General features: G+C 40.1%; 24 protein-coding genes and 1 pseudogene. 12 read left to right on the forward strand and 13 right to left on the reverse strand.

Annotation, left to right across the window (positions count from 1 at the left end):
• Positions 1-54: 54 nt before the first annotated feature.
• The 4 genes from rfaH to htpG form a co-directional block, all read right to left on the reverse strand.
• A complete protein-coding gene (gene rfaH / locus PGX00_RS13140) occupies positions 55-552 on the reverse strand; it encodes a transcription/translation regulatory transformer protein RfaH (protein WP_272137128.1) in 498 nt (165 codons plus the stop codon).
• 125 nt (positions 553-677) lie between these two features.
• Complete coding sequence (hemH, locus tag PGX00_RS13145; RefSeq protein ID WP_272138067.1) at positions 678-1,640, reverse strand: ferrochelatase; 963 nt, start codon at positions 1,638-1,640, stop codon at positions 678-680.
• 146 nt (positions 1,641-1,786) lie between these two features.
• Positions 1,787-2,431 carry an adenylate kinase gene (gene adk, locus PGX00_RS13150; protein ID WP_272137130.1) on the reverse strand — a complete coding sequence of 215 codons (645 nt, stop codon included), beginning with the start codon at positions 2,429-2,431 and terminating at the stop codon, positions 1,787-1,789.
• Positions 2,432-2,606: 175 nt separating this feature from the next.
• Complete coding sequence (gene htpG, locus PGX00_RS13155) at positions 2,607-4,511, reverse strand: molecular chaperone HtpG (RefSeq protein WP_272137132.1); 1,905 nt, start codon at positions 4,509-4,511, stop codon at positions 2,607-2,609.
• Positions 4,512-4,804: 293 nt separating this feature from the next.
• Between htpG and PGX00_RS13160 the strand changes: the two genes are divergently transcribed.
• Both PGX00_RS13160 and PGX00_RS13165 read left to right on the forward strand, forming a co-directional pair.
• Entirely contained in the window at positions 4,805-5,662 is an 858-nt protein-coding gene (locus PGX00_RS13160; RefSeq protein ID WP_272137134.1) for a winged helix-turn-helix domain-containing protein, read from the forward strand.
• A 9-nt stretch (positions 5,663-5,671) separates the two neighbouring features.
• Positions 5,672-6,199, forward strand: coding sequence for a regulatory protein ToxS (locus PGX00_RS13165; RefSeq protein ID WP_272137136.1), 528 nt, complete (start codon positions 5,672-5,674; stop codon positions 6,197-6,199).
• A 75-nt stretch (positions 6,200-6,274) separates the two neighbouring features.
• Here the strand turns inward: PGX00_RS13165 and yfcE are convergent, their stop codons facing one another.
• The 5 genes from yfcE to PGX00_RS13190 are packed head-to-tail and all read right to left on the reverse strand — an operon-like array spanning position 6,275 to position 9,106.
• On the reverse strand, positions 6,275-6,820 hold the full coding sequence (yfcE, locus tag PGX00_RS13170; RefSeq protein WP_272137138.1) for a phosphodiesterase: 546 nt from the start codon (positions 6,818-6,820) through the stop codon (positions 6,275-6,277).
• A gap of 19 nt (positions 6,821-6,839) precedes the next feature.
• Positions 6,840-7,244 carry a CBS domain-containing protein gene (locus tag PGX00_RS13175; protein ID WP_272137140.1) on the reverse strand — a complete coding sequence of 135 codons (405 nt, stop codon included), beginning with the start codon at positions 7,242-7,244 and terminating at the stop codon, positions 6,840-6,842.
• The gene (locus PGX00_RS13180) at positions 7,241-7,591 is read right to left on the reverse strand and encodes a P-II family nitrogen regulator (protein WP_272137142.1); all 351 of its coding nucleotides are present in this window, start codon (positions 7,589-7,591) and stop codon (positions 7,241-7,243) included. The genes PGX00_RS13175 and PGX00_RS13180 overlap by 4 nt, the downstream gene beginning before the upstream one ends.
• Complete coding sequence (locus PGX00_RS13185) at positions 7,581-8,375, reverse strand: DUF1538 domain-containing protein (RefSeq protein WP_272137144.1); 795 nt, start codon at positions 8,373-8,375, stop codon at positions 7,581-7,583. Before PGX00_RS13185 ends, PGX00_RS13180 begins: the two co-directional genes overlap by 11 nt.
• On the reverse strand, positions 8,372-9,106 hold the full coding sequence (locus PGX00_RS13190) for a DUF1538 domain-containing protein (RefSeq protein WP_272137146.1): 735 nt from the start codon (positions 9,104-9,106) through the stop codon (positions 8,372-8,374). The genes PGX00_RS13185 and PGX00_RS13190 overlap by 4 nt, the downstream gene beginning before the upstream one ends.
• Before the next feature lie 176 nt (positions 9,107-9,282).
• Here PGX00_RS13190 and PGX00_RS13195 point away from each other — a divergent pair.
• From PGX00_RS13195 to PGX00_RS13215, 5 genes and pseudogenes are all read left to right on the forward strand, one after another.
• A pseudogene (locus PGX00_RS13195) lies at positions 9,283-10,189 on the forward strand (TIGR01777 family oxidoreductase).
• A gap of 50 nt (positions 10,190-10,239) precedes the next feature.
• Positions 10,240-11,067, forward strand: coding sequence for an SDR family oxidoreductase (locus PGX00_RS13200; RefSeq protein WP_272137148.1), 828 nt, complete (start codon positions 10,240-10,242; stop codon positions 11,065-11,067).
• 350 nt (positions 11,068-11,417) lie between these two features.
• Positions 11,418-12,272 (forward strand): co-chaperone YbbN, encoded by an 855-nt coding sequence (locus PGX00_RS13205; RefSeq protein WP_272137150.1) that lies wholly within the window; start codon positions 11,418-11,420, stop codon positions 12,270-12,272.
• A gap of 259 nt (positions 12,273-12,531) precedes the next feature.
• Entirely contained in the window at positions 12,532-13,452 is a 921-nt protein-coding gene (locus PGX00_RS13210) for an SPFH domain-containing protein (protein WP_272137152.1), read from the forward strand.
• Between the two features lie 9 nt (positions 13,453-13,461).
• Positions 13,462-13,911, forward strand: a complete 450-nt coding sequence (locus tag PGX00_RS13215) for an NfeD family protein (RefSeq protein WP_272137154.1) — start codon at positions 13,462-13,464, stop codon at positions 13,909-13,911.
• A gap of 82 nt (positions 13,912-13,993) precedes the next feature.
• Here the strand turns inward: PGX00_RS13215 and cueR are convergent, their stop codons facing one another.
• From cueR to zipA, 3 genes are all read right to left on the reverse strand, one after another.
• Positions 13,994-14,380, reverse strand: a complete 387-nt coding sequence (gene cueR, locus PGX00_RS13220) for a Cu(I)-responsive transcriptional regulator (protein WP_272138070.1) — start codon at positions 14,378-14,380, stop codon at positions 13,994-13,996.
• A gap of 92 nt (positions 14,381-14,472) precedes the next feature.
• Positions 14,473-16,488 carry an NAD-dependent DNA ligase LigA gene (ligA, locus tag PGX00_RS13225; protein WP_272137157.1) on the reverse strand — a complete coding sequence of 672 codons (2,016 nt, stop codon included), beginning with the start codon at positions 16,486-16,488 and terminating at the stop codon, positions 14,473-14,475.
• 71 nt (positions 16,489-16,559) lie between these two features.
• A complete protein-coding gene (gene zipA / locus PGX00_RS13230; RefSeq protein WP_272137159.1) occupies positions 16,560-17,501 on the reverse strand; it encodes a cell division protein ZipA in 942 nt (313 codons plus the stop codon).
• Positions 17,502-17,716: 215 nt separating this feature from the next.
• Here zipA and cysZ point away from each other — a divergent pair, with 215 nt between their 5' ends.
• From cysZ to crr, 5 genes are all read left to right on the forward strand, one after another.
• A complete protein-coding gene (cysZ, locus tag PGX00_RS13235; RefSeq protein WP_272137161.1) occupies positions 17,717-18,445 on the forward strand; it encodes a sulfate transporter CysZ in 729 nt (242 codons plus the stop codon).
• Positions 18,446-18,584: 139 nt separating this feature from the next.
• Positions 18,585-19,550 carry a cysteine synthase A gene (gene cysK, locus PGX00_RS13240; protein WP_272137163.1) on the forward strand — a complete coding sequence of 322 codons (966 nt, stop codon included), beginning with the start codon at positions 18,585-18,587 and terminating at the stop codon, positions 19,548-19,550.
• A 298-nt stretch (positions 19,551-19,848) separates the two neighbouring features.
• A complete protein-coding gene (locus PGX00_RS13245; protein ID WP_195702530.1) occupies positions 19,849-20,106 on the forward strand; it encodes an HPr family phosphocarrier protein in 258 nt (85 codons plus the stop codon).
• A 135-nt stretch (positions 20,107-20,241) separates the two neighbouring features.
• Positions 20,242-21,969: a phosphoenolpyruvate-protein phosphotransferase PtsI gene (ptsI, locus tag PGX00_RS13250; RefSeq protein WP_272137166.1), complete on the forward strand. Its 1,728-nt coding sequence runs from the start codon at positions 20,242-20,244 to the stop codon at positions 21,967-21,969.
• A gap of 46 nt (positions 21,970-22,015) precedes the next feature.
• Positions 22,016-22,525, forward strand: a complete 510-nt coding sequence (gene crr / locus PGX00_RS13255) for a PTS glucose transporter subunit IIA (RefSeq protein WP_272137169.1) — start codon at positions 22,016-22,018, stop codon at positions 22,523-22,525.
• A gap of 166 nt (positions 22,526-22,691) precedes the next feature.
• Here the strand turns inward: crr and PGX00_RS13260 are convergent, their stop codons facing one another.
• Positions 22,692-23,822, reverse strand: a complete 1,131-nt coding sequence (locus PGX00_RS13260) for a flagellin (protein WP_272137171.1) — start codon at positions 23,820-23,822, stop codon at positions 22,692-22,694.
• Between the last annotated feature and the right edge of the window lie 145 nt (positions 23,823-23,967).

The raw sequence follows: 23,967 nt of genomic DNA on the forward strand, positions 1-23,967 counted from the left end.
AATTAGATAAAAAAACGCCTGTTAATCAACAGGCGTTTTTACTCGATTCTGACGCTATTTCAATTCAATATCTTTATTGTCTACCGATACTGGAATAGTTTGGTTCATCAAAGTAATCAATAAGATTGATCGTTTTTCTCCATCGGGTTCTTTATAAATCGCTTCAACACCAACGAACTGCCCTTCAGTAATAACTACTTCTTGTCCAGCTTCTGGCAATGCGTCACTACGATAAAGAGCAGAATTTTTTTCAAATTCCTTAAGCTCCGTCACCAAGTTACTATTAACTTCAATCGGTGAGATACCTCGACGTATAAAATCCACCACACCTCTAGTAGAGCGCACCGTTGTAAAGGTTGGCCCTTCTTTATAGTCAAAGTATACAAACATGTAAGAGGCAAATAGCGGCTCGGTTACCAACTTTCTCTTTCCTCGAACAACTTTTTCTATTTCGACCACTGGGTAATAGCACTCTACACCTTGGTTTTCAAGGTGACTTTTCGCTCTCGCTTGATCGCCTCTCTTACAGTAGAGAAGATACCAATGCTTCATAAACCTAGCTCTCTATAATAATTGAATTCAGCTGAATGTTATCATTATCTATCGATTTGAAAAACTAGTTGCACAACAGTCACTACTAATTAGCAAGCAATCCTGACAATTTTATTATATATAATCTAAAGATAAGCCTTAACAAGCTCTGCCATCATATTAATATGATCATCATCATCGTTTAAGCATTGAACATATCGAAAATTCTTACCACCAGCGCCAATAAATATCTCTTTACACTCTTCTGCTAGTTCTTCCAAAGTCTCTAAGCAATCGCATGAAAATGCAGGTGCGACAATATCCAGAGTTTTAACGGTACTCTTAGCTAGAGATTGAAGTGTTGCATCCGTATATGGCTTCAACCACTCTTCTTTACCAAATCGAGACTGATAGCTCATGCCAATTTCATTCTCATTTAACCCTAGCTCTTGCGCCAATAATGCTGTGGTTTTTTCACAATGATTTGGATAAATATCGCCATTGTCCGCGTATCGCTGAGGAATACCGTGATAAGAACAGAGTAAATAGTCACCTTTGCCATTATCCTGCCAATGTTGACGTACTTTTTTGGCAAGGGCCGAAATATAAAGGGCGTGATCGTGATAATCATTAATCGTCTTGACATGTAAACCGCTATCAAGCTGTGAGGCAGCTTTGTCTCTTGCGTCCTCGACAGCGCCAGTTGTTGTCCCTGAATACTGAGGATAAAGCGGCAATATAATAATTTGCTTTGCACCACGCTGCTCAAGCGCCTTCATACCCGATATCATGCTTGGGTTTCCATAAGTCATTCCAAGTTCAACAGGAATACCGAGCGTTTTTTCAAGCATCCTCACCTGATTTTTAGAATGTACCATAAGTGGCGAACCACCATCAGTCCAGACACTCTGGTATAGCTTAGCCACTTTGGGTGCTCTTATAGGTAGTATGACGCCATGCAGTAATGGGCACCATAACCAACGATTCATATCAACAACACGGTGATCATGTAAAAACTCACTGAGAAAAGCCTTAACCGCAGCTGGCGTTGCTGCGTCAGGCGTACCTAAATTTACTAATAAAACGCCTATGTTTGTATTCGATTCCATCTGATAAGTACTTATTTTCATGATAAATGATCTTCAGCATAGCTTATCTTGTCAGATTAAATTTAACAAAGACTTCCTGCATACCCTGATAATTCACGCATAAAAAAACCGACTTAAAAAGTCGGTTTTTCCAAACCTATTGTAACTTAAGAAAGTGCGGCTTCTAGCTCTGAACTTACTTCCGACACTTTTTTGGTACCATCAAACTTAAGGTACGTTGTATTGCCAGCTTCAGCTTCTTTTCCATAGTATTGGATAAGAGGCGATGTTTGCTCATGATAAACACCGAGGCGTGCACGTACAGTATCTTCTTGGTCATCATCACGAACAACCAAATCTTCACCTGTGACGTCGTCTTTGCCTTCTACTTTTGGCGGATTGAATATAACGTGATATGTACGACCAGAAGGTAAATGAGCACGACGCCCTGCCATACGCTCAACGATAACGCTGTCAGGCACATCAATTTCAATGACATTATCTACTGCAACACCAAGCTCTTTTAGACCGTCAGCCTGTGGAATTGTGCGAGGGAAACCATCTAATAGAAAACCTTTTTCACAATCATCTTGAGCGATACGCTCTTTTATCAAGCCTAAGATTATTTCGTCAGAAACAAGCTGGCCTGCATCAATAACGGCTTTGGCTGCTTTACCCATTTCAGTACCGGCTTTGATAGCAGCACGTAGCATATCACCAGTAGAGATCTGAGGGATCCCGTATTTTTCCATGATGAATTGAGCTTGTGTTCCCTTACCAGCACCTGGGGCACCTAGTAGAATAATGCGCATGACATGTCCTCTTGATTTTGATTTATACCGAAGCTCACAGAACTTCATATTTAATCAACTAATAACGATGAGTTTGGGTATAAGATTTATAATTACTATTCAATAATAAGCCCGCGATTCTAGCACAGAATGCGGGCTCGTTGTGTAGTTTACGGGTTATCCAAGATCTATTCTCTTACACCTTAGTCAAAAGCGTATTGATAGCACCTAAGAATTGAGCCGGATCTTCCATCGCACCACGTTCAGACAACATCGCTTGCCCAAGAAGTACTTCAACCCAACGACCAAACGCTTCTTCGTCAGCTTCATCTGCCATGCGTTTGACCAATTCATGCTCAGGGTTAATTTCGAAGATATACTTTACTTCAGGTACATCTTGTCCAGCCGCCTCTAGCAACTTCGCCATCTGAGTACCCATTTCGAAGTCATCCGTCACAACAACCGCAGGTGTATTTGCAAGTTTGAAGGTTGTACGTACTTCTTTAACTCGATCACCTAGGTAGGTTTTCGTCCGCTCGACAACAGATTTGAACTCTTCTTCTGTCTCTTTATGTTTCTCTTTTTCAGCTTCATCTTCAAACTTACTGAGATCTAACCCTGCTTTGGTAATAGATTGGAATGATTTACCATCAAATTCGGTTAAATAGTTCATAAGCCATTCATCCATGCGATCAAACATTAGAATAACTTCGATGCCTTTGGCCTTAAACTGCTCTAAGTGAGGGCTGTTTTTAGCTGCTGCATAACTATCGGCAGTAAGATAGAAGATTTTATCTTGCTCTTCTTTCATTCGCTCAACATAGGATGCTAGCGATACCGTTTGGTCTGATGAATCAACTTCTGTTGAAGCAAAGCGCATCAAGCCGCCGATCTTTTCTTTATTAGAAAAATCTTCTGCCGGACCTTCTTTAAGCACTTGACCAAACTCTTTCCAGAATGAGAGGTATTTCTCTTCGTCATTCTTGGCAATACGCTCAAGCATTGTTAGCACACGCTTAGTACAAGCATTACGGAGTGCTTGCGTCACCTTGTTGTCTTGAAGGATCTCACGAGAAACATTCAACGGTAAATCATTTGAGTCGATCAAACCACGAACAAAACGTAAGTACGTCGGCATAAACTGCTCAGCATCGTCCATAATAAATACGCGCTGAACATAAAGCTTCAGACCGCTTTTATGATCGCGATTCATCATGTCCCAAGGTGCTTTAGCAGGAATATATAGTAAACTGGTATAGTCGTTCTTACCTTCTACTTTATTGTGGCTCCATACAAGCGGGTCCGCAAAGTCATGTGAAACGTGTTTGTAAAACTCTTTATATTCTTCTTCACCAATATCCGATTTATTACGTGTCCAAAGTGCTTGAGCTTTATTTATTTGCTCCCATTTTCCTTCTTCTTTCTCGTTGCCTTCTTCATCTTTTTCCTTAGTCCAAATAGACACCGGAATTCCAATGTGATCAGAATACTTGCCAATAACATCGCGTAAACGCCATTCCGACAGAAACTCTTCCCCTTCTTCACGCATGTGAAGAACAATGTCAGTGCCGCGAGACTCTTTCTTGATGCTTTCAATAGTGTACTCACCTTCTCCTGATGAATGCCACTGAACAGCATCTTCAGGGTTAGTTCCTGCTGCGCGAGTGCGTACCGTTACTGAGTCAGCAACAATAAAGGCGGAATAGAAACCAACACCAAACTGGCCGATTAATTGAGAATCTTTACTTTGGTCATCAGATAAATTGGAAAAGAACTCCGCCGTACCCGATTTTGCTATGGTACCTAAATGTTCAATTACATCATCACGGCTCATACCAATACCGTTATCGGAAACAGTTAAGGTTTTGGCTTCCGCATCAAATGTCAGTTTTACACCTAAATCTGCATCACCTTGATACAAATCAGCATTTGATAGTGCTTGAAAGCGAAGTTTGTCGGATGCATCAGAGGCATTAGAGATTAGCTCACGTAGAAAAATCTCTTTATTTGAATAAAGTGAGTGAATCATTAGGTGAAGTAACTGTTTTACTTCTGACTGAAAACCACGAGTTTCTTTGTCTTGTGTTACTGTCTCGCTCATTTTAGCTCCATTCATTTTGGTTCAATTGCTGTATCTGGCTCTATTGCCATTCACTGTTGAGTTCTATAGTTAGGTCTAAATCGTACCTATTGCTCGCTAATAGATAGGGTTGGCAATTGTAAATTCAAGGTCAAACTTCATAAAAACAGTGTTTTTTACAACTATTTTTGTCTATTCTGCGCAAAGTTTTTATCAAAAATTATAAAAATCTTATATTATTAGTCTAGTGAATGTATTGATTCGCTAGGTATCCGACTTTTTTATTCAATTACTTAAGGTGAAAAATTTAATCAATGAGCAGCGTAGGTACCAAATTTCTTCTTGCACAAAGATTTGTATTTGACCCAAATAACAATTCGCTTACCGACAAAATAAACGGTAATGAGTTAAGTCGTTTAGGTAGTAATGAAAGTAGAATTCTTTTACTTTTTTGTGAGCGCACAAATCAAATCATTACTCGAGATGAGCTCCATGAGTTTGTCTGGAGAGATCAAGGTTTCCAGGTTGATGACTCAAGTCTGACTCAAGCTATATCAACACTTAGAAAAGTACTGTTGGATTCAACTAAAGCGCCTAAATTTGTAAAAACTGTACCTAAACGTGGCTACCAGTTTATTGCCACGGTTGAAAAAACCATTCCGTTGTCTTCAAGTATCGAAGAAGAAACCCAAGAGAACACGGAAGATGTTGTGTTTTCGGCAGACAAAGGATTCAAAGATTCTGTTGAGTCAATGGTCGATAATACAGACGCTAGCGCTAGTCAAGAGTCTCCGCAGATCGCGACACCACATAAACAGCACCGACTAATTACCAAACTGATCCTGGTTATTGCTGCACTTTTACCTATATTCGTCTATATGATGATAGAACCTGCCCCATCAAAGTTTAAATTAGTCGATACGATTGCAGACATACCATTGCAAACAACGGAAAATCACCCTCCACTAGATGATTGGCAACCACTTATCAATAAATGTGTTTCCGCGTATCTGACTGAACATACCGAGAAACCGATAAAGATAATCGTTACCGCCGGGCCTAACAATAACTTAATGATGAATTATGTTCATTCAGAGTCAAATACATCTGAAAATATCACCATTCAACTCATCGCTAAGCAGCAAGACATGTCTGCATTGTGCAGAAGGTAGGAGTAGAACATGACTAATCAAAAATTTGCCCTTGTTATACTTACTGTCTCAGTATTGTTTAGCTGTTGGTTATATTTAGGCGCGGATATCAAGCTTGAGAAAGAGCTAACATCTCGAGAGTGGCAATCAACGATGAGCCATTACATTTCGCCAGAGATGCAAGAAGGAGATAACAATAGAATTAGTATATTGAGCAGAATTGATGTCAGCAGCAATGTAAAATACTTGCCAAATGGCGCTTACTTGCGTGTCTCTCGACTCACAATGTACGAAAGAGATAATCAGGTAACCTCTGTGATGAATATTTCCGAAACAGGGAAATGGGAACTGAGTGATGACTACCTGCTCATTCATCCAGAAGAGTTTAAAGATACAACAACCAATACCAGTGTGGATTTTACTGAAGAACACTTAGATATAATTAAGACACTGTTTATTATGGATGCTGAGCAGAGTCGCCGTGTTGATGTTATCAATGCCAAAGCTATTTTACTAACCAGCTTAAATCACGGTTCTAGAATATTGTCTTCTAATTAACCCACATTAGAACAAATATTTGCTAATTAAATATAAAAACGCCATTTCTACATCAAGTAGATATGGCGTTTTTTTTCAAAGACTCACTTGCCTTATAACTTCGTCAGTAAACGAAAGAACCTTAAAAGTATTATTTTCATACAATCCATAACTCTCCACATTCCCGCCTTTTGGAAAGGTGATGGACCCGGGATTATAAATAAATTGGTCCCCTATTCTTTCAGCAACGGGCAAATGAGTATGTCCATGTGCTATTACATCACCCGTCTTTAACTTCGGTCGATTATCACTATTATAGGTATGCCCATGGGTTAAGAATATTCGTATCCCATTTTCGAGTAATACCCATGCGTTAGACTCTAGCATTGGAAACTCAAGTAACATTTGATCGACTTCACTGTCACAATTACCACGTACGGCAACAATTTCATCACTATATTGGTTGAGTAGCTCAGCAACCAGAGCCGGCTGATAACCTTCCGGTACTGGGTTTCTCGGCCCATGATTTAAAATATCGCCTAAAATGAGCAGTTGTTTGGCGTCTGACTGCTCATATTTCTCCAGCATTCGTTTCGTTGCTGGCAATGAACCGTGTAAATCAGAAACAAAAAACAATTTCATAAGGTTTTTATCTCTATTCCTATGCATCTAAAGCCATGCCATTAACAACAATATTATTGTAGCTGACCATACCTATTATCTTTCCTTTTTCAATTACAGGAGCACGACTAACACCAAACCTTTCAAAAAGACGAGCGCAGTATTTTACGTTCATTTCTGGGTCAACAGATAGAGCCGGTTTCGTCATGATTTCGTAAATATTGGTGCGCTCAATCGAACGATTCTGAGCCAGTACTTTTTTAGCAACATCATTCATCAATACAATACCGTATTCATCATCGTCATTACGTTTATTTACCACAAGCGCTTTTACGACGTTTATTCTTGCCAATCGAATTCCTTCTTTGACCGTAGTAATTCCGTCAACCATTACATAAGAATTCGCCATTACGTCCCGAACTCTAACAATCTTGTGCTGAGTCATAACTCGTCCTCTACTACTTTCGTTAATGTTTCAACTTGATGAGCGACCCCAACAGCATCTTCAATATCAATTTGTATTGCGATACCTTGACCGGATTCTTCATCAAACTCACCGACAGTATTAATTGTCTCAAGTATATGTCTGGATAAATGCTCCTCTACAACAAATAAAAGAACATCCTTTTGTACTTCTAAAGTAAGGCCAAAAAAAGTAGTTTTTTGATTTAGCCCTTCTCCTCTCGCATTGTTAATTACCGTTGCACCAGTGGCGCCTGCTGAGCGCGCAGCATCTAAAACTGTATCTGTCTTTGTATCTTCCACAAAGGCAATTATTAGTTTAAAGCGCATCCTCATTCTCCTTAGAAACAGATTTTGCATTTAACCATTGAGTAATTTGGGCGTAAGCCATAACGGATATAATTGGGAACAAACTTGCAAACGCAATCAATCCAAAACCATCTATAACAGGGTTTCTTCCTGGAACCGTAGACGCCAGACCTAAACCCAATGCAGTAACAAGTGGGACGGTTACTGTCGATGTTGTCACACCACCCGAATCATAGGCTAAAGGCACTATTAATTTAGGTGCGAAATTTGTTTGTATAATCACCACGATATAACCGACCATGATGTAATAGTGAATAGGGTCGCCAACAACAATTCGATAACTACCAAGAGATATTCCAATAGCAACACCAAGTGCCACTGCAATGCGCAGTCCATTAACACTAATAGAGCCACCAGAAACTTGATTCGCTTTTATAGCGACGGCGATCAACGAAGGCTCCGCAATTGTGGTGCTAAATCCAATAGCAAAGGCAAAAAGATATACCCAATAATAATCTATCCAGCTTAACGACTCCGTGAGACTGTCTTTAAAAGAGTAAAGAAACTCTGGTGCAGTCAGTTGCGCTGCCATGGTTTCACCCAGCGGAAATAGCGCCAACTCCAATCCTAACAAGAACAACGATAAACCTAAAATAACGTAAAAAAACCCAAGAATTACATTACTTAAATTGGCAATAGGCTTTCTAAGCACCACCATTTGGAAACCAAAAATAATAGTAGCGATAGGAATTACATCGAGAACAGTACCGGTAAAAGTGTCTATAAATTGAGATAGGCTAATCATGCTAACACCATCCCATAAATCATAACGAACATCATCGGAAGCAAGGAAGCAAAAGCGATCAGTCCGAACCCATCAAGCATCGGATTACGCCCCTTGATGGACGATGCTAACCCGACACCTAACGCGGTCACTAATGGAACCGTAATAGTGGATGTTGTTACTCCTCCTGAATCGTAAGCGATACCTATGATGGTTTCCGGTGCAAACCAGGTCAAAATAATCACGCCAATATAACCACCAGTTATCATTATATGGATAGGCCAACCTTTCAGGATGCGAACAACACCAATGACAATTGCTAACCCCACTGACAGGGCGACAGTTATCCTAAGCCCATTGGCATAATCATCCATATCCTCTAAGGTTTGAGAGATAACCCCTCCTTCAGCTGCCACTTCAGCCGCCTCTTGGGCTACGGCCGTCAAGGCTGGCTCTGCTATCGTGGTACCAAAACCCAAACAAAATGCGAACAAAATCAGCCAAAAAATACTACCTTTACGAGCGAAAGATTGAGCCATACTTTCACCAATCGGAAACAATCCCATATTTAAGCCAAAAATGAAGAAGGTTAATCCGAGAACGACAAAAAGTAAGCCTAGAAGGATAGATGTAATATTAGGAAGAGGTTCTTGAAGAACGATAAGTTGAAAAAAACCGATAACAATTATAATTGGTAGAAGATCACGCAAGCTTCCTAACATTGCTTTAAATAATGCAATCAGTGCTTTCATGTCTCCCCCTTTAGAATATTCGCCTATTCTTATGTTGGTCAAATATTAAAAATACGTCCACAACTATCTCTTCTTTTTACCAAAATGAGATATTTAACTTAAGTCCATGTAATTTAGCTTGATCGTCAACTTAGGACTATAATGAGAATTCATTGGTCATTTGCTAAGGAGGGCACATGCAGATACTGCTAACTGGTGGGACAGGTTTTATCGGTTCAGAATTACTCAAACAACTTTCGTCGCATAAAATCATTCTTCTTAGTAGAAATATCACCGAAGCTAAATTCAAACTCCAACATGCCGACTTTGGCAATATTACGTATATCGATAGCTTGGATCACTACAGTAATTTCAATGAAATTGACGCTATCATAAACCTTGCAGGCGAACCTATTGCAGGAAAAAGGTGGAGTAAAAAACAAAAAAAGCGATCTGCACCAGCCGTTGGTCTCTAACAGAAAAACTTGTTGATCTAATTCACGCAAGTACTACTCCCCCTGCAACTTTTATCAGTGGTTCTGCCGTTGGTTATTACGGAGATCAGCAAGAGCATCCATTTGATGAATCACTTCAAGCCTATCATGAAGGGTTCACGCATCATGTCTGCTCTATATGGGAGTCAATTGCAAAAAAAGCAAATCAGAAGCCACTCGCGTATGTATCGTTCGAACTGGCTTAGTTTTAGGTTTAGATGGTGGCGCTTTACCTCTAATGTTGACTCCTTTTAAATACGGAGTAGGCAGTCGCTTAGGTAACGGTAAACAATATATGCCTTGGATACATATCCTAGACATGGTTAAAGGCATTCTTTTTCTATTAGATACGCCTCATGCAAGTGGTTATTTTAATTTCAGCGCACCACACCCGATCACTAACGCGGAATTTAGTAAGTGCTTGGCTTCTACGATGAAACGTCCGCTATTTCTTGCAACACCCAAATGGTTTTTCAAACTTATTATGGGCGAAGCAACTTGCCTATTATTTGATAGTATTCGCGCTAAACCGAAACGATTGACAGAGCTCGGATTTAATTTCACTTATTCCAGATTAGAGCCAGCAATCAAATCACTTTTACAGCATTAAAGGTGCTAAAGTCGTTTTCTATAATAAATCAGCGAATTAGATAATACACTATGTCGAAAACAGTTCTTATTACTGGGTGCTCATCAGGAATAGGTTATGTATGCGCCCATGCATTGCAAAAAGAAGGATTTAAAGTAATCGCTTCATGTCGTAAAAAAGAGGACGTAGAAAGACTTATCTCTGAAGGTTTAACTTGCATACAGTTGGACCTCAATGACTCAGAATGTATCTCCAACGCAGTCATTGAGACCATGAACTTATGTAATGGTCAACTTTATGGGCTATTTAATAATGGCGCTTATGGTCAAACTGGCGCACTAGAAGACTTACCAGTCGCTGCTTTAAAAGAACAATTTCAAAGTAACTTCTTCGGTTGGCACCAACTTGTGTGTGAAATATTGCCTTATATGCGTAAACAGGGAGTCGGACGCATTGTTCAAAATAGTTCCGTACTTGGTTTCGCTGCGATGAAGTATCGTGGTGCATACAATGCATCTAAGTTTGCAATCGAAGGATGGAGCGATACTTTACGATTAGAGTTATTCGATACCAATATCAAGATAAGCATCATTGAACCCGGTCCAATAGAAACACAGTTTCGAGCCAACGCCTTACTAAAGTTTCAACAGTGGATAGATGTCGACAGCAGCGTGCATAAAAAAGCATACGGTGTTCAACTCGCTCGATTAGGCGATACAACCTCTAAAAACGCATTCGTTTTACCTGCCGAGTCAATCGTAGCGCCATTACTTAATGCACTAAACACACGAGAGCCAAAACTTCGATATAGGGTAACAACACCAACAAAAGTTTTTTCATTTTTGAAACGAATTTTACCCTCTCGATGGTTAGATATTATTTTAAGAAAGGCGGCATAAGGACTCAAACTCATGCTAAAAGAGAAAATATTAGTCGTTTTTCGCTTAATTTTTCTCTTTTTTACAGAACTGTCATGTATCTGTAATACAATGTATATACCATCGCTGCAATGGTTAATTCAATACAAACTTATAGGCGTTGCATTCGGTAAATACTATGACATTAAATCAGCTAAATTGGATTGCTGTAGGTGTTGCACTACTGTTTATCTTAACTCTGTAGCATCTCCCAAAGTTTAAACAAAAACGCTCATTACTGGGCGTTTTTTGTTTAAGAAGCATAACAACTCTTGATATTAGACACCGTTACCCATATTTAAAGAGAAACAATATTAATTAAGGGAAACCCCATGCAGCCTGAGAATATCGTAGAGTTGAACGAACAGAATTTTCGTCAAGTATTAGAGCAATCCGTTCAACACCCTGTTCTCATCCATTTTTGGGCACCAATGAGCCCTGAAAGTGCCGAGATAATTCCTCAATTACAATCACTAACCCAACAATATAAAGGTGCATTTACTCTCGCGCTACTCAACTGTGAGCAAGAACAAGCGATCGCAAGTCAGTTTGGTGTGCAGGCTCTACCCACCATTGCATTATTTGCAAATGGTCAACCTATAGATGGATTAGGCGGACCTCAACCACTTGAAGCTATCGTAGAAATGCTCAATAAACATCTACCTAGCCAAGATGAATTAACCTTAAAAGACGCGCTAGATAAACTGCAATCGGGTGAACATGAACAAGCGTTAACTCTTATCAATAGCTTGCCAGAAGATCTAAAAACGCGAGGCGATATTAAACTTGCGACTATCGACTGCCTGCTAGAAACTCAACAGTTTGAACAAGCTAAATCGCTGCTAAGTCATATTCCATTAGAATATCAAGACAATTATTATAAAGGTTTAGTCGCAAAACTAGAGCTACATGAACAAGCGGCTGACAGTCCAGAGATTCAATCATTAGAAAACCGCTATAGCCAAGACCTTCTTGATGCTTCTGTCGCCCTTGAACTCGCACTGCAGTACCATCAAGTTGCCAGAAGCGAAGAATCACTCGAATTATTGTGGTCATTTTTAGTTAAAGATCTCAATGCTGAAGATGGTGATATGAAAAAAGCATTTATGGATATACTTTCTGCCTTGGGTCAAGGAAATAGCACTGCTGCAAAATACCGTAGGCAATTGTACTCACTGCTCTACTAATACCAATCCGAAAAATTAACTATTGGTAATTTGTGTATGACGATGTTGACTCTCTTCCTTACTTTTTCTACGAATAGAAGATGAGTCAACAATCCTTCTCGAATACTGTCTATACTTTGATATTCTGACCAAATAATGTACTCCAAGTCGTTTAATACTTGATGTTGTGAGGAAAGTGGGCATATTTTCATCTCAAATATTTTTATTATTGTTCAATAACTTGTCGTTACGTTTCAGATAAAAACAAGAAGGAAATCACATGGCTTTAGATGTACTCATTACCATTGCAGTTTTAATCGTTGTCACCATCGCTTTTATAGCTGCAGGTGTTAAAACCGTTCCTCAGGGAAGTAACTGGACAATCGAGCGATTTGGCCGTTACACCCATACTTTGAAACCTGGGTTAAACTTAATCATCCCATTTGTTGATAGTATCGGTTCAAAAATCAGCATGATGGAGCGAGTACTTGATATCCCAGCACAAGAAGTGATCTCTAAAGATAACGCCAATGTCACTATTGATGCTGTTTGTTTTGTGCAAGTCATCGATGCATCACAAGCTGCTTACGAAGTTAACGACCTCGAGCATGCTATCAGAAACCTGACTCTCACCAATATTCGTACTGTTCTTGGTTCTATGGAATTGGATGAAATGCTAAGCCAGAGAGATATGATCAACGTTAAACTTCTATCGATCGTTGACGAAGCAACCAACCCTTGGGGCGTAAAAGTTACACGTATCGAAATCAAGGACGTTCAGCCACCAGCTGATCTTACCGCCGCAATGAATGCCCAGATGAAAGCAGAGCGAAACAAACGTGCTGATGTCCTTTCAGCGGAAGGTGTGCGTCAAGCAGAGATATTAAAAGCCGAAGGCCATAAACAGTCTGCCATCTTGAGAGCTGAAGGTGAAAAGCAAGCGGCTATCTTACAAGCTGAAGCCCGTGAAAGATCCGCAGAAGCAGAAGCGAGAGCAACAGAAATGGTCTCTCAAGCTATCGCACAAGGTGATATGCAAGCGGTTAACTACTTCATCGCGCAAGGATACACTGAGGCGATAAAATCAATAGGACAAGCAGAAAACGGGAAGATTATAATGTTACCGCTAGAAGCAACAGGATTGATGGGATCCATTGCAGGCATTGCCGAAATGTTTAATCATCAAAAAGATGATAAGTAAGGGGGCGTTTTGATAGAACTTCTCAATCAAGTTAATCATTGGCATTGGATCGCATTTGGTCTTGTGTTGCTATCAGGGGAGCTACTCGGTACTGCTGGCTACTTTTTATGGCTTGGTATTTCCGCTATTTTGGTCGGCATCGTGTTCACGCTATTGCCAATCAGCTGGCAGTTGCAGTGGACGACATTCGCTAGTTTTTCATTAGTCACTACATGGGGATGGTGGCGTTATCAGCATAAAAAAGATGTGCAATCAGAAGCCGACAGTTCACTAAACCAAAGAGAAAAGCAATTGGTTGGTAAGACAACGAGATTGGAACAAGATGTTCAAAAAGGCAATTGTCGTATTCGACTAGGTGATACAACTTGGTCAGCGAGAACCCATGAAGACATAGCAGCCGGGACTTTGGTTAAAGTTATTGATGTAGATGGCATTGTCGTTACTATCGAGCCCGCATAAATCTTAACTCGTGAGCCTTTATAAATACATTAAGGCTCGCGGGGCTAAACGAAAGTGTGTATTTAAAGACACAAACCATCGATTACGATTTCAAATCATCCATAATTGGGCAGGCGTTACCTGAATCTCCTGGGCAGTCTGCTACCCATTTTTCTAACTGATTTTTGATTACCGTTAGTTCTGCCAATTTTATTTTTACTTCAGCTAGTTTTTCTTCGGCTCGCCTTTTTACTTCTGCACTCGTTGTTTCTGAATTATTCGCTAAATGGACTAGGGCTTTACACTCTTCTAATGTGAACCCCACCCTTTTCGCTCTAGCAATAACCAGCAACTCTTCGATATGTGAAGGACTATATTGACGATACCCATTAACCGAACGTAATGGTGCCGAAATTAAACCTTTTTCTTCATACAGTCGAATAGATTTTGAAGAAAGCTGAGTCGCTTTCGCCACTTGACTAATATTCATCATATTTACCTCTTGCAGATTCATAGACCAGCCGCTAAAAAATAAGCTCAGAGGAACCTAGATTTCGTTAACGGCTTTCTAATAAACAATATTTACGCTTTCAATAAATCAACCAACGCCTGCTCGTCAAGAATTTCAATACCGAGATCTTGTGCTTTCGTCAACTTAGAGCCAGCGGCTTCACCTGCAAACAGAATATCTGTTTTTTTAGACACACTACCCGTAACCTTAGCCCCTAACGCTTGCAGAGCCGCTTTCGCATCACTTCTATTTAATTGAGACAGTGAGCCAGTCAAAACCACCACTTTTCCAGCTAAGGGTTGAGGAACATCATTAGACAGTACTTCTATTTCCGGCCAATGAATACCTTGCCGAAGAAGATCAGCAACGACCTGTCGATTTTTTTCTTGCTTAAAAAAGTAAACAATATGATTAGCAACAATTTCACCAACATCTGAAACTTCGATGAGTTGTTCCAATGTTGCATCTTGTACTGCTGGTAAGGTTTTAAAATGTGCCGCTAAGTTCGCCGCCGTTGCTTCCCCAACCTCTCGTATTCCTAATGAATAGAGAAACTTAGCCAACGTGGTCTCTTTAGAAGCCTGTAAAGCATTGACAACATTTTGTGCCGACTTAGGTCCCATGCGTTCAAGAACGGTTAAAATTCCTGCTGAAAGTTTAAAAAGATCCGCTGGTGAGTCGACCATCTCTTTATCAACGAGCTGCTCAATGACCTTTACTCCTAGCCCGTCAACATCTAGCGCTTTACGAGAAACAAAGTGTTTTAGCGCTTCTTTACGCTGAGCCTGACAAACCAGCCCTCCGCTACAACGCGTAACGGCTTCTCCTTCGATTCTCTCTACTGTAGACCCACATACCGGACAAGTCGTTGGAAAAACTATTTCGCGAGCCTCATCCAGACGTCGATCTAAAACGACACTGGTAATTTGAGGTATTACATCTCCAGCTCGACGAATAATAACGGTATCACCGATCATAATTCCTAAACGTTCAATTTCGTCGGCATTGTGTAGCGTCGCATTACTGACCGTTACACCCCCGACAAATACTGGTTCTAATTTCGCGACCGGTGTAATAGCACCCGTTCGACCTACCTGAAACTCAACATCATTGAGTGTAGTTAGTTCTTCTTGAGCAGGAAACTTATAGGCAATTGCCCAACGGGGCGCTCTTGCTACGAAGCCTAATTGTTCTTGAATCTCAATATCGTCGACTTTGATCACAACACCGTCTATTTCATACGCAAGCTGTTCTCGGCGTTGCAATATATCTTCGTAATAGGCTTTAACCTCGCTGAGTGTCTCTAGTTGACTAGTCTCTGGACACATGGGTAAACCCCAGCCTTTAAGCTGTAAAAATCTCTCATAGTGGCTGTCAGCAAGTTCGATACCCTCTACAACACCCACGCTATAAGCATAGAAATTTAACGGTCTCTTAGCGGTGATACGAGAATCCAATTGCCTTAAACTTCCCGCTGCAGCATTTCTTGGGTTAACGAACGGTTTAGTGCCGAATTTAAGAGCGTCTTGGTTTAGCCTTTCAAAACCAGCTTTGGGCATAAATACTTCGCCACGAACTTCTATTCTAGTAGGCCACCCTTCTCCTTGGAGTATCAGCGGAATTGCAGCGATGGTTCGCACATTCTCAGTGATGTTTTCCCCTGTATTACCATCTCCTCTCGTTGCAGCCTGAACGAGTACGCCGTTCTCATATAGCAGACTGACCGCTAATCCATCTAATTTAGGCTCACAACAAAAAGTATTAATATCTTGACCTGTTACCCTATCGTCCATTCTTTTTTTAAACGCCTCGAGCTCGTCATCACTAAATGCATTATCGAGAGATAACATAGGGATTTCATGTTGAACTTGTGTAAAACCATCTAACGGTGCTCCACCAACGCGTTGACTAGGTGAGTCAATCGAAATTAATTCTGGGTGAGTAGCTTCAATTTCCAGAAGCTCCCTCATCAAGCGATCATATTCAGCATCTGGGACTTGAGGGGCATCCTCAACATAGTATTTTACGCCGTGATAATGCAGTTCTTGTTTAAGTTGATTGAGTCTTTCTTCGACCGACTGAGGCATGTTTTTTTCCTAATCCCGTTTTTAAATCTTAATACTACAAAAAAGGGTTCCAAACGGAACCCTATTTGTCACTACACTTCTTTTTGGGCTCTACGAGCCTTATAGGCTCTTATTTGATTGTGAAAACTTAAGAGCTTATCAGGCGTCATCAGATTACGTTGCTCATCGAGAACATTCCCACCTAAATCATCAGCGATCTGTTGGGCAGTTCTAAGCATCACTTTAAAGTTTTGATCTGCCTCACCGAAGCCAGGTAAAGTCATAAAAAATGAAATACCCTTAGTAGTAAATGTTGCAGGATCATCGTGTTTTAGTGTCCCTGGGTGCATCATATTAGCAACACTAAAAAGCACTTTACCTGTACCTGAAATATCATTATGACGATGGAAAATATCCATTTCACCATAAAGCAAACCATGTTGCTGCATACTATCAAATAGCTTTGTCCCAACAAAAGGAGCTTCACCGGCACAGTGAACATTAATAACGATAACTTGCATTTCGTCTTCTTGTTCACTCTCTTCTACTATTTCCGTAGAGCTATCCGCTTCTTCGATAGTAACATCAAGCTTTTGTTCTTCTTGCTCAATTTTTTCGATAAAAGGCTTTTTAGGTTTTAAGGTAATCGCATCATCACCATCGGTAAATATGACTTTTTCTTCCAATGGGTCATCAATATCATCGCGTAACATGACATGAGGAAACTCTTCATCCTCAGAGGTTTTATTTTTTCCTAGAAGATCATCTTCTATTTCTTCAGGGTCATCTACCCCTAACGGATCATGAGAAAAATGACGATCCACTCCAAATGCCGTTTCACTTTGATTTTTTAACACCACGTCAAAATCATCATCGGAAACCATTTGGGAAGTGTTTAGCCCATCATTAGCAATAACAGATTTTTCTGCGAATTTGCTTTTCCCTTCTTTTTTACTCGTCCAAAGCCCATGGAACAGAAGTGCTGCTATGGCTAGCGCACCAACTATAATGAGTACTAATCGCAATTCCTGCATTGTTCACTCTCTGCTATATTTGACGAAAAAATCAACATCAAATTGAATATCAATCGGTTAATAGGTCTACTTTACCAAAAGTGTATGAAGTTTTTGAATAAATTAATACGAGTAGTTACCTTTACCTTGTGACAACTACCACGCTTTTCTCATTTTGAAAGTTTCACAACCCATAGGTACAATACCTTTCTATCATTTCACAAAGAGAAATAAAAATGAAACAGAGTGGCTTTGGCTATTTTTTCCAAGGAATAAAACTAGCGCTAACTCCCGGGATCCGCCGATTTGTTATCTTTCCACTACTAGCTAATATCATTTTAGTTGGTAGCGCCCTATTTTATCTATTCTCTCATCTCAATGATTGGATAACCGGATGGATGTCATATATACCCGATTGGCTGTCATGGCTATCGTATCTATTGTGGCCAATACTAACAATTACTATCTTAGGTACATTTTCTTACTTATTTAGTACATTAGCGAATCTTATCGCGGCTCCTTTTAATGGCTTGCTATCCGAAAAAGTTGAAGAAAAGCTATGCGGAAAATTAGATAGCGACCAAAACCTTATAAGTATCATTAAAGATACACCACGCATTATTTCTCGTGAATTACAAAAAATCGCCTATTTTCTACCTAAAGCAGTGGGATTATTTATTTTGTTACTAATACCTGCATTGGGACAAACCGTAGGCCCTGTTCTTTGGTTTATCTTCTCTGCTTGGGTAATGGCTATTCAATACTGTGATTACCCTTTCGACAACCACAAGATACCATTTCATAAAATGCGTCAAGATCTTAAGCAGAATCAAGCAAAAGCTTATGGTTTTGGGTTTTGTGTTGCCTTCTTTACCGCTATTCCAATTTTGAACCTTATTGTAATGCCTATTGCAGTCTGTGGAGCAACGGCAATGTGGGTTGAAGAGTTTAAAGATAAGCACTAATTTTGTAAGCAAATCAAAATAATGCAAACGTTCATTAATAACATATAACTTTTAGGTCTTTTTCCTTTTTTTAATAGGGCTTATGATTCTAGACAACAACACAACATATGAAATCGCGTGTAGAAAAGGACAACTAAACATGAGCAAAATTTTCGAAGATAACTCACTAACTATTGGTCATACACCTCTTGTGCGCCTTAATAAGGTAAGTGGTGGAAAAGTTTTAGCAAAAATAGAATCTCGTAACCCAAGCTTCAGCGTTAAAGACCGTATTGGTGCAAACATGATTTGGGAAGCGGAAAAGTCAGGTAAATTGAAAGCCGGCGTTGAACTTGTAGAGCCTACAAGTGGTAATACAGGTATTGCTTTAGCATTTGTTGCTGCAGCGCGCGGATACAAACTGACATTGACTATGCCTGAGTCAATGAGCCTTGAGCGTCGTAAACTTCTAAAAGCTCTAGGTGCAAAATTAGAGCTAACTGAAGCTGCAAAAGGTATGAAAGGCGCGATAGCCAAAGCGGAAGAAATTGTCGCTAGTGACCCTGAAAAATACCTGTTGCTTCAACAATTCAATAACCCAGCTAACCCTGCGGTCCACGAACAAACTACTGGACCAGAGCTTTGGGATGCTACAGATGGTGGAATTGATGTCTTTATTGCTGGTGTTGGTACGGGCGGTACGATTACGGGGACATCGCGTTACCTAAAAAGCAAAGGCAAAGAAATTACTTCTGTTGCTGTGGAACCTGCAGAATCTCCAGTTATCGCTCAAGCATTAGCCGGTGATGATATCCAACCATCACCACACAAAATTCAAGGTATCGGTGCTGGATTCATCCCTGAAAACCTAGATTTGTCGCTACTTGATCGAGTTGAAGCTGTGACTTCCGATGAAGCGATTGCAATGGCTCGACGTTTGATGGAAGAAGAAGGCATCTTAGCGGGTATTTCTTCTGGTGCCGCTGTTGTTGCAGCGAACCGAATTGCCGCACTACCTGAATTTGAAGGCAAGACGATTGTAACCGTATTACCAAGTTCAGGTGAGCGTTACCTGAGCACTGCGCTATTTTCTGGGTTGTTTACAGAAAAAGAAAACGCACAATAATTTTGTAAAAAAAGTGTGTTCATATCAAATTTTCAGCTAAAAAAGCCCCTTTCTGGGGCTTTTTTATTGATCCTTATAAATCGTTTGGTACTATCGGGACAGGTTTTATTTTGCAGCTTGAAATAAAACAATAAACATAGAGAATTAAGAGATGAGATACAAAACTAGTACAAATGTCTCATCTAACTGGTAAATGGTTTCACATATGTCTTTTTTCTGCTCTATATTGCTAAAATTAGACTTATGACCGAGTTAAACTAGTACTTAAACAATAAATAAATCGATTGGGGTATATCACATGTATCAAAAACAAGTAGAAATCACTGCAGAAAACGGTCTTCACACTCGTCCAGCTGCTCAGTTTGTTAAAGAAGCTAAATCATTTGACGCAGACATCACTGTGACTTCTAACGGTAAAAGCGCAAGCGCTAAAAGCCTATTCAAGCTTCAAACGCTAGGTCTAGTTAAAGGTACTGTTGTTACTTTATCTGCTGAAGGCCCACAAGCTCAAGCGGCTGTAGATCACCTAGTAGCTCTTATGGATACACTTGAGTAATAGCTAACAATTCAAAAAAACAAAGCCATTTTGCTAACGCAAAATGGCTTTGTTGGACTTAGCGACAAATACTCTATCATTCATACGTAGTTATTAAATCTACTCTTTTACTGTTGACAAACTTAAGGTAAGGCTATGATTTCAGGCATTCTAGCATCTCCTGGTATTGCTTTTGGTAAAGCACTACTTCTTCAAGAAGATGAAATTGTTCTAAACACTCACTCAATTTCTGATGACCAAGTTGAAGCTCAAGTTAAGTGCTTTTACGAAGCGCGTGACAAATCTGCTCATCAACTGGGTATTATTAAACAAAAAGCTCTAGAAACATTTGGCGAAGAAAAAGAAGCAATCTTTGAAGGCCATATCATGTTACTTGAAGACGAAGAGTTGGAAGAAGAAATTTTAACTCTCGTTAGAGACGACAAGATGCATGCCGACAACGCTATCTATACCGTTATCGAAGAGCAAGCAACAGCACTAGAATCTTTAGATGATGAATATCTAAAAGAACGTGCAACAGATATCCGTGATATCGGTTCTCGTTTCGTTAAAAATGCACTTGGCATTAACATCGTATCCCTTAGTGATATTGATGAAGAAGTTATTCTTGTTGCTTACGATCTAACACCATCTGAAACCGCTCAAATTAACCTAGATTACGTTTTAGGTTTTGCATGTGACATCGGTGGTCGTACTTCTCACACCTCTATTATGGCTCGTTCTTTAGAACTTCCAGCTATCGTTGGTACTAACGATATTACGGCTAAAGTGAAGAATGGGGATACGTTGATTCTAGATGCAATCAACAACAAAATCATTGTGAACCCTTCTGAAGCAGAGCTTACTGAAGCGAAAAGTATTCGTGACAACTTCATTGCAGAAAAAGAAGAGCTAGCAAAATTAAAAGATTTACCTGCTATTACTACAGACGGTCACAGAGTTGAGGTTTGCGGTAACATCGGTACTGTTAAAGACTGTAATGGTATCCTGCGCAACGGTGGTGAAGGTGTTGGTCTATATCGTACAGAATTCCTATTTATGGATCGTACTTCTTTACCAACAGAAGAAGAACAATACCAAGCATACAAAGAAGTTGCTGAGTCAATGGAAGGTGAATCTGTCATTATCCGTACTATGGATATTGGTGGTGACAAAGATCTACCATATTTAGACCTACCTCAAGAGATGAATCCATTCCTTGGTTGGCGTGCAATTCGAATTAGTTTAGATCGCCGCGAGATTCTTCGTGATCAACTTCGCGGGATATTACGCGCTTCAGCACACGGTAAGCTTCGTATCATGTTCCCAATGATCATCTCTGTTGAAGAGATTCGCGAGCTTAAAAACGCAATCGAAGAATATAAAACAGAACTTCGTGCTGAAGACTTGGCATTTGATGAAGATATTGAAATCGGAGTTATGGTTGAAACACCAGCCGCTGCCGCTATTGCACATCATTTAGCGAAAGAAGTTTCCTTCTTTAGTATTGGTACTAACGACTTAACCCAGTATACTCTAGCTGTAGACCGTGGTAATGAACTGATTTCTCACCTATACAACCCACTATCACCTGCTGTATTAACTGTTATCAAGCAAGTGATTGATGCCTCTCATAAAGAAGGTAAGTGGACTGGTATGTGTGGTGAGTTGGCTGGTGACGAACGCGCAACTCTACTTCTTCTGGGTATGGGCCTAGACGAATTCAGTATGAGTGGTATCTCAATTCCTAGCGTTAAGAAAATAATCCGTGGTGCGGATTATGCAGAAGTAAAAGCTATGGCTGATGAAGCTTTAGAAATGGCTACTGCAGCAGAAATTGAAGCTCATGTTGAAAAATTTATCGCAGAAAAATCCATCTGCTAATATAATTCAATAGAATAGAATAAAATTAAACGTTTAGGAGCACGACATGGGTCTGTTTGACAAGCTTAAGAAGCTAGTATCTGATGATAGCGCTGATGCGGGGGCAATCGAAATCATCGCACCAATATCTGGTGAAATAATCAACATTGAAGATGTGCCAGATGTTGTTTTTGCAGAAAAAATTGTTGGTGATGGTATCGCTATCAAACCTTCTGGTGACAAGATGGTAGCTCCAGTAAACGGAACTATTGGCAAAATATTTGAAACTAACCACGCTTTCTCTATTGAATCGGATGACGGTGTTGAGCTGTTCGTTCACTTCGGTATCGATACTGTTGAGCTGAAAGGTCAAGGCTTCACACGTATCGCTGAAGAAGGTCAAGCGGTAAAAGTTGGTGATACTGTAATTGAATTTGATCTTGCTTTCTTAGAAGAAAATGCAAAATCAACTTTAACGCCAGTGGTTATTTCTAACATGGACGAAATCAAAGAGCTTAATAAGCTTTCTGGTTCAGTTACTGTTGGTGAAAACCCTGTTCTACGTGTAACGAAGTAATCAATTCGTTTTAACGTTTGGAAAATTAGAAACCGTTGATGTTTACATCAGCGGTTTTTTTATACCTATTATAAAGTACGAGTAGTTTCCTTCTATCAATCTCCAAAACAACAAAACCCAGCCATAAAGGCTGGGTTTATATTATTCAGCTAGGTAGCTGTCTGTATTAACCTAGAAGGCTAAGTGCTGTATTCGGCGCTTGCTTCGCTTGTGCAAGTACTGATGTAGACGCCTGCTGTAGGATTTGAGACTTAGTCATCGCTGTTGTTTCTTTCGCGAAATCTGTATCCTTGATGCGGCTGTTAGACGCATTTACATTCTCGTTAATGTTATCTAAGTTATTGATTGCGTGGTCGAAACGATTCTGGAATGCACCAAGTTCACTTCGGTGACTATCAACATATTTCATCGCTGCATCAACAACCGATACGGCTTCTTGTGCTCCACCTACTGACGTTACGTCGATAGTATCTACCGTAACCGCTGTCGCTGGCCCCATTCCAAGCTCGCCTGCTAGGCTGCCACTAAAGGCCACTTCGCCATCAACACTATTGTTGCCTGCAAATATCTGTAAACGGCCTTCTTCATCTACTGAAGCACTAACATCGCTTTGTTGACCATTGATGTAAGTCGCTAACTCTTCTATGTCATCACCCGCTTTAGCGTTAATAACATACTCTTGTGCGTCACCAAACTTGTCTGTCAAGCTGATGGTCATACTTGCGTCTTGAGCAACGGACCAGTCTTTACCTTGTCCATTTTCCGCTTTGTAAGCATTACCACCCATCATCGCGTTATCTGAGCGCATATTTTTCAGGTCAAGCATCACCGCTTCACCGCTATCTGCACCGATTTGGAATGATTTCGTACCGTGTGTGCCGTTAAGCAGTTTGTTACCACCAAAAGAGGTTGTTTCCGCTATTCGGTTTAATTCATCGTTAAGTGCCGTTACTTCTTCTTGAATCGCAACACGCTCTTGTTTTGAGTTAGAGCCATTCGCTGATTGTAGTGACAAGTCACGTACACGTTGAAGAATATTCGACGTTTCTTTCATTGCGCCTTCAGCAGTTTGGGCAATCGAAATACCATCATTTGCATTTCGTACTGCTACGTCTAAGCCACGGCTTTGTGCATTCAAACGATTCGAGATTTGTAGACCTGCTGCATCGTCTTTTGCGTTGTTGATTTTAAAGCCAGAAGATAGGCGTTCCATTGAGCTGTTTAGGTCGCTCGCTGCGCTAGACAAATGACGTTGTGCTGTCATTGCTGCTACGTTTGTATTTACATTAACTGCCATGGTGATTCTCCAATTGATTTTTCGTTAAAGCGGTTTTCGACGTCTCGAAAAACCAAGTAGTTCTCTCAAAGTTACTTTTTATAACGGCCTAGATTGAGGAATCTTTAGAAGAAATTTAAGTTAATTTTAAAAAAGATGTCTTGAA

It is taken from the genome of Vibrio algarum (assembly GCF_028204155.1).
In the GTDB taxonomy this organism is placed as follows: domain Bacteria; phylum Pseudomonadota; class Gammaproteobacteria; order Enterobacterales; family Vibrionaceae; genus Vibrio; species Vibrio algarum.

Coding starts and splice junctions, on each gene's coding strand:
- rfaH (WP_272137128.1), bottom strand. CDS start 552: ATGAAGCATTGGTATCTTCTCTACTGTAAGAGAGGCGATCAAGCGAGA.
- hemH (WP_272138067.1), bottom strand. CDS start 1,640: ATGGAATCGAATACAAACATAGGCGTTTTATTAGTAAATTTAGGTACG.
- adk (WP_272137130.1), bottom strand. CDS start 2,431: ATGCGCATTATTCTACTAGGTGCCCCAGGTGCTGGTAAGGGAACACAA.
- htpG (WP_272137132.1), bottom strand. CDS start 4,511: ATGAGCGAGACAGTAACACAAGACAAAGAAACTCGTGGTTTTCAGTCA.
- PGX00_RS13160 (WP_272137134.1), top strand. CDS start 4,805: ATGAGCAGCGTAGGTACCAAATTTCTTCTTGCACAAAGATTTGTATTT.
- PGX00_RS13165 (WP_272137136.1), top strand. CDS start 5,672: ATGACTAATCAAAAATTTGCCCTTGTTATACTTACTGTCTCAGTATTG.
- yfcE (WP_272137138.1), bottom strand. CDS start 6,820: ATGAAATTGTTTTTTGTTTCTGATTTACACGGTTCATTGCCAGCAACG.
- PGX00_RS13175 (WP_272137140.1), bottom strand. CDS start 7,244: ATGACTCAGCACAAGATTGTTAGAGTTCGGGACGTAATGGCGAATTCT.
- PGX00_RS13180 (WP_272137142.1), bottom strand. CDS start 7,591: ATGCGCTTTAAACTAATAATTGCCTTTGTGGAAGATACAAAGACAGAT.
- PGX00_RS13185 (WP_272137144.1), bottom strand. CDS start 8,375: ATGATTAGCCTATCTCAATTTATAGACACTTTTACCGGTACTGTTCTC.
- PGX00_RS13190 (WP_272137146.1), bottom strand. CDS start 9,106: ATGAAAGCACTGATTGCATTATTTAAAGCAATGTTAGGAAGCTTGCGT.
- PGX00_RS13200 (WP_272137148.1), top strand. CDS start 10,240: ATGTCGAAAACAGTTCTTATTACTGGGTGCTCATCAGGAATAGGTTAT.
- PGX00_RS13205 (WP_272137150.1), top strand. CDS start 11,418: ATGCAGCCTGAGAATATCGTAGAGTTGAACGAACAGAATTTTCGTCAA.
- PGX00_RS13210 (WP_272137152.1), top strand. CDS start 12,532: ATGGCTTTAGATGTACTCATTACCATTGCAGTTTTAATCGTTGTCACC.
- cueR (WP_272138070.1), bottom strand. CDS start 14,380: ATGAATATTAGTCAAGTGGCGAAAGCGACTCAGCTTTCTTCAAAATCT.
- ligA (WP_272137157.1), bottom strand. CDS start 16,488: ATGCCTCAGTCGGTCGAAGAAAGACTCAATCAACTTAAACAAGAACTG.
- zipA (WP_272137159.1), bottom strand. CDS start 17,501: ATGCAGGAATTGCGATTAGTACTCATTATAGTTGGTGCGCTAGCCATA.
- cysZ (WP_272137161.1), top strand. CDS start 17,717: ATGAAACAGAGTGGCTTTGGCTATTTTTTCCAAGGAATAAAACTAGCG.
- cysK (WP_272137163.1), top strand. CDS start 18,585: ATGAGCAAAATTTTCGAAGATAACTCACTAACTATTGGTCATACACCT.
- PGX00_RS13245 (WP_195702530.1), top strand. CDS start 19,849: ATGTATCAAAAACAAGTAGAAATCACTGCAGAAAACGGTCTTCACACT.
- ptsI (WP_272137166.1), top strand. CDS start 20,242: ATGATTTCAGGCATTCTAGCATCTCCTGGTATTGCTTTTGGTAAAGCA.
- crr (WP_272137169.1), top strand. CDS start 22,016: ATGGGTCTGTTTGACAAGCTTAAGAAGCTAGTATCTGATGATAGCGCT.
- PGX00_RS13260 (WP_272137171.1), bottom strand. CDS start 23,822: ATGGCAGTTAATGTAAATACAAACGTAGCAGCAATGACAGCACAACGT.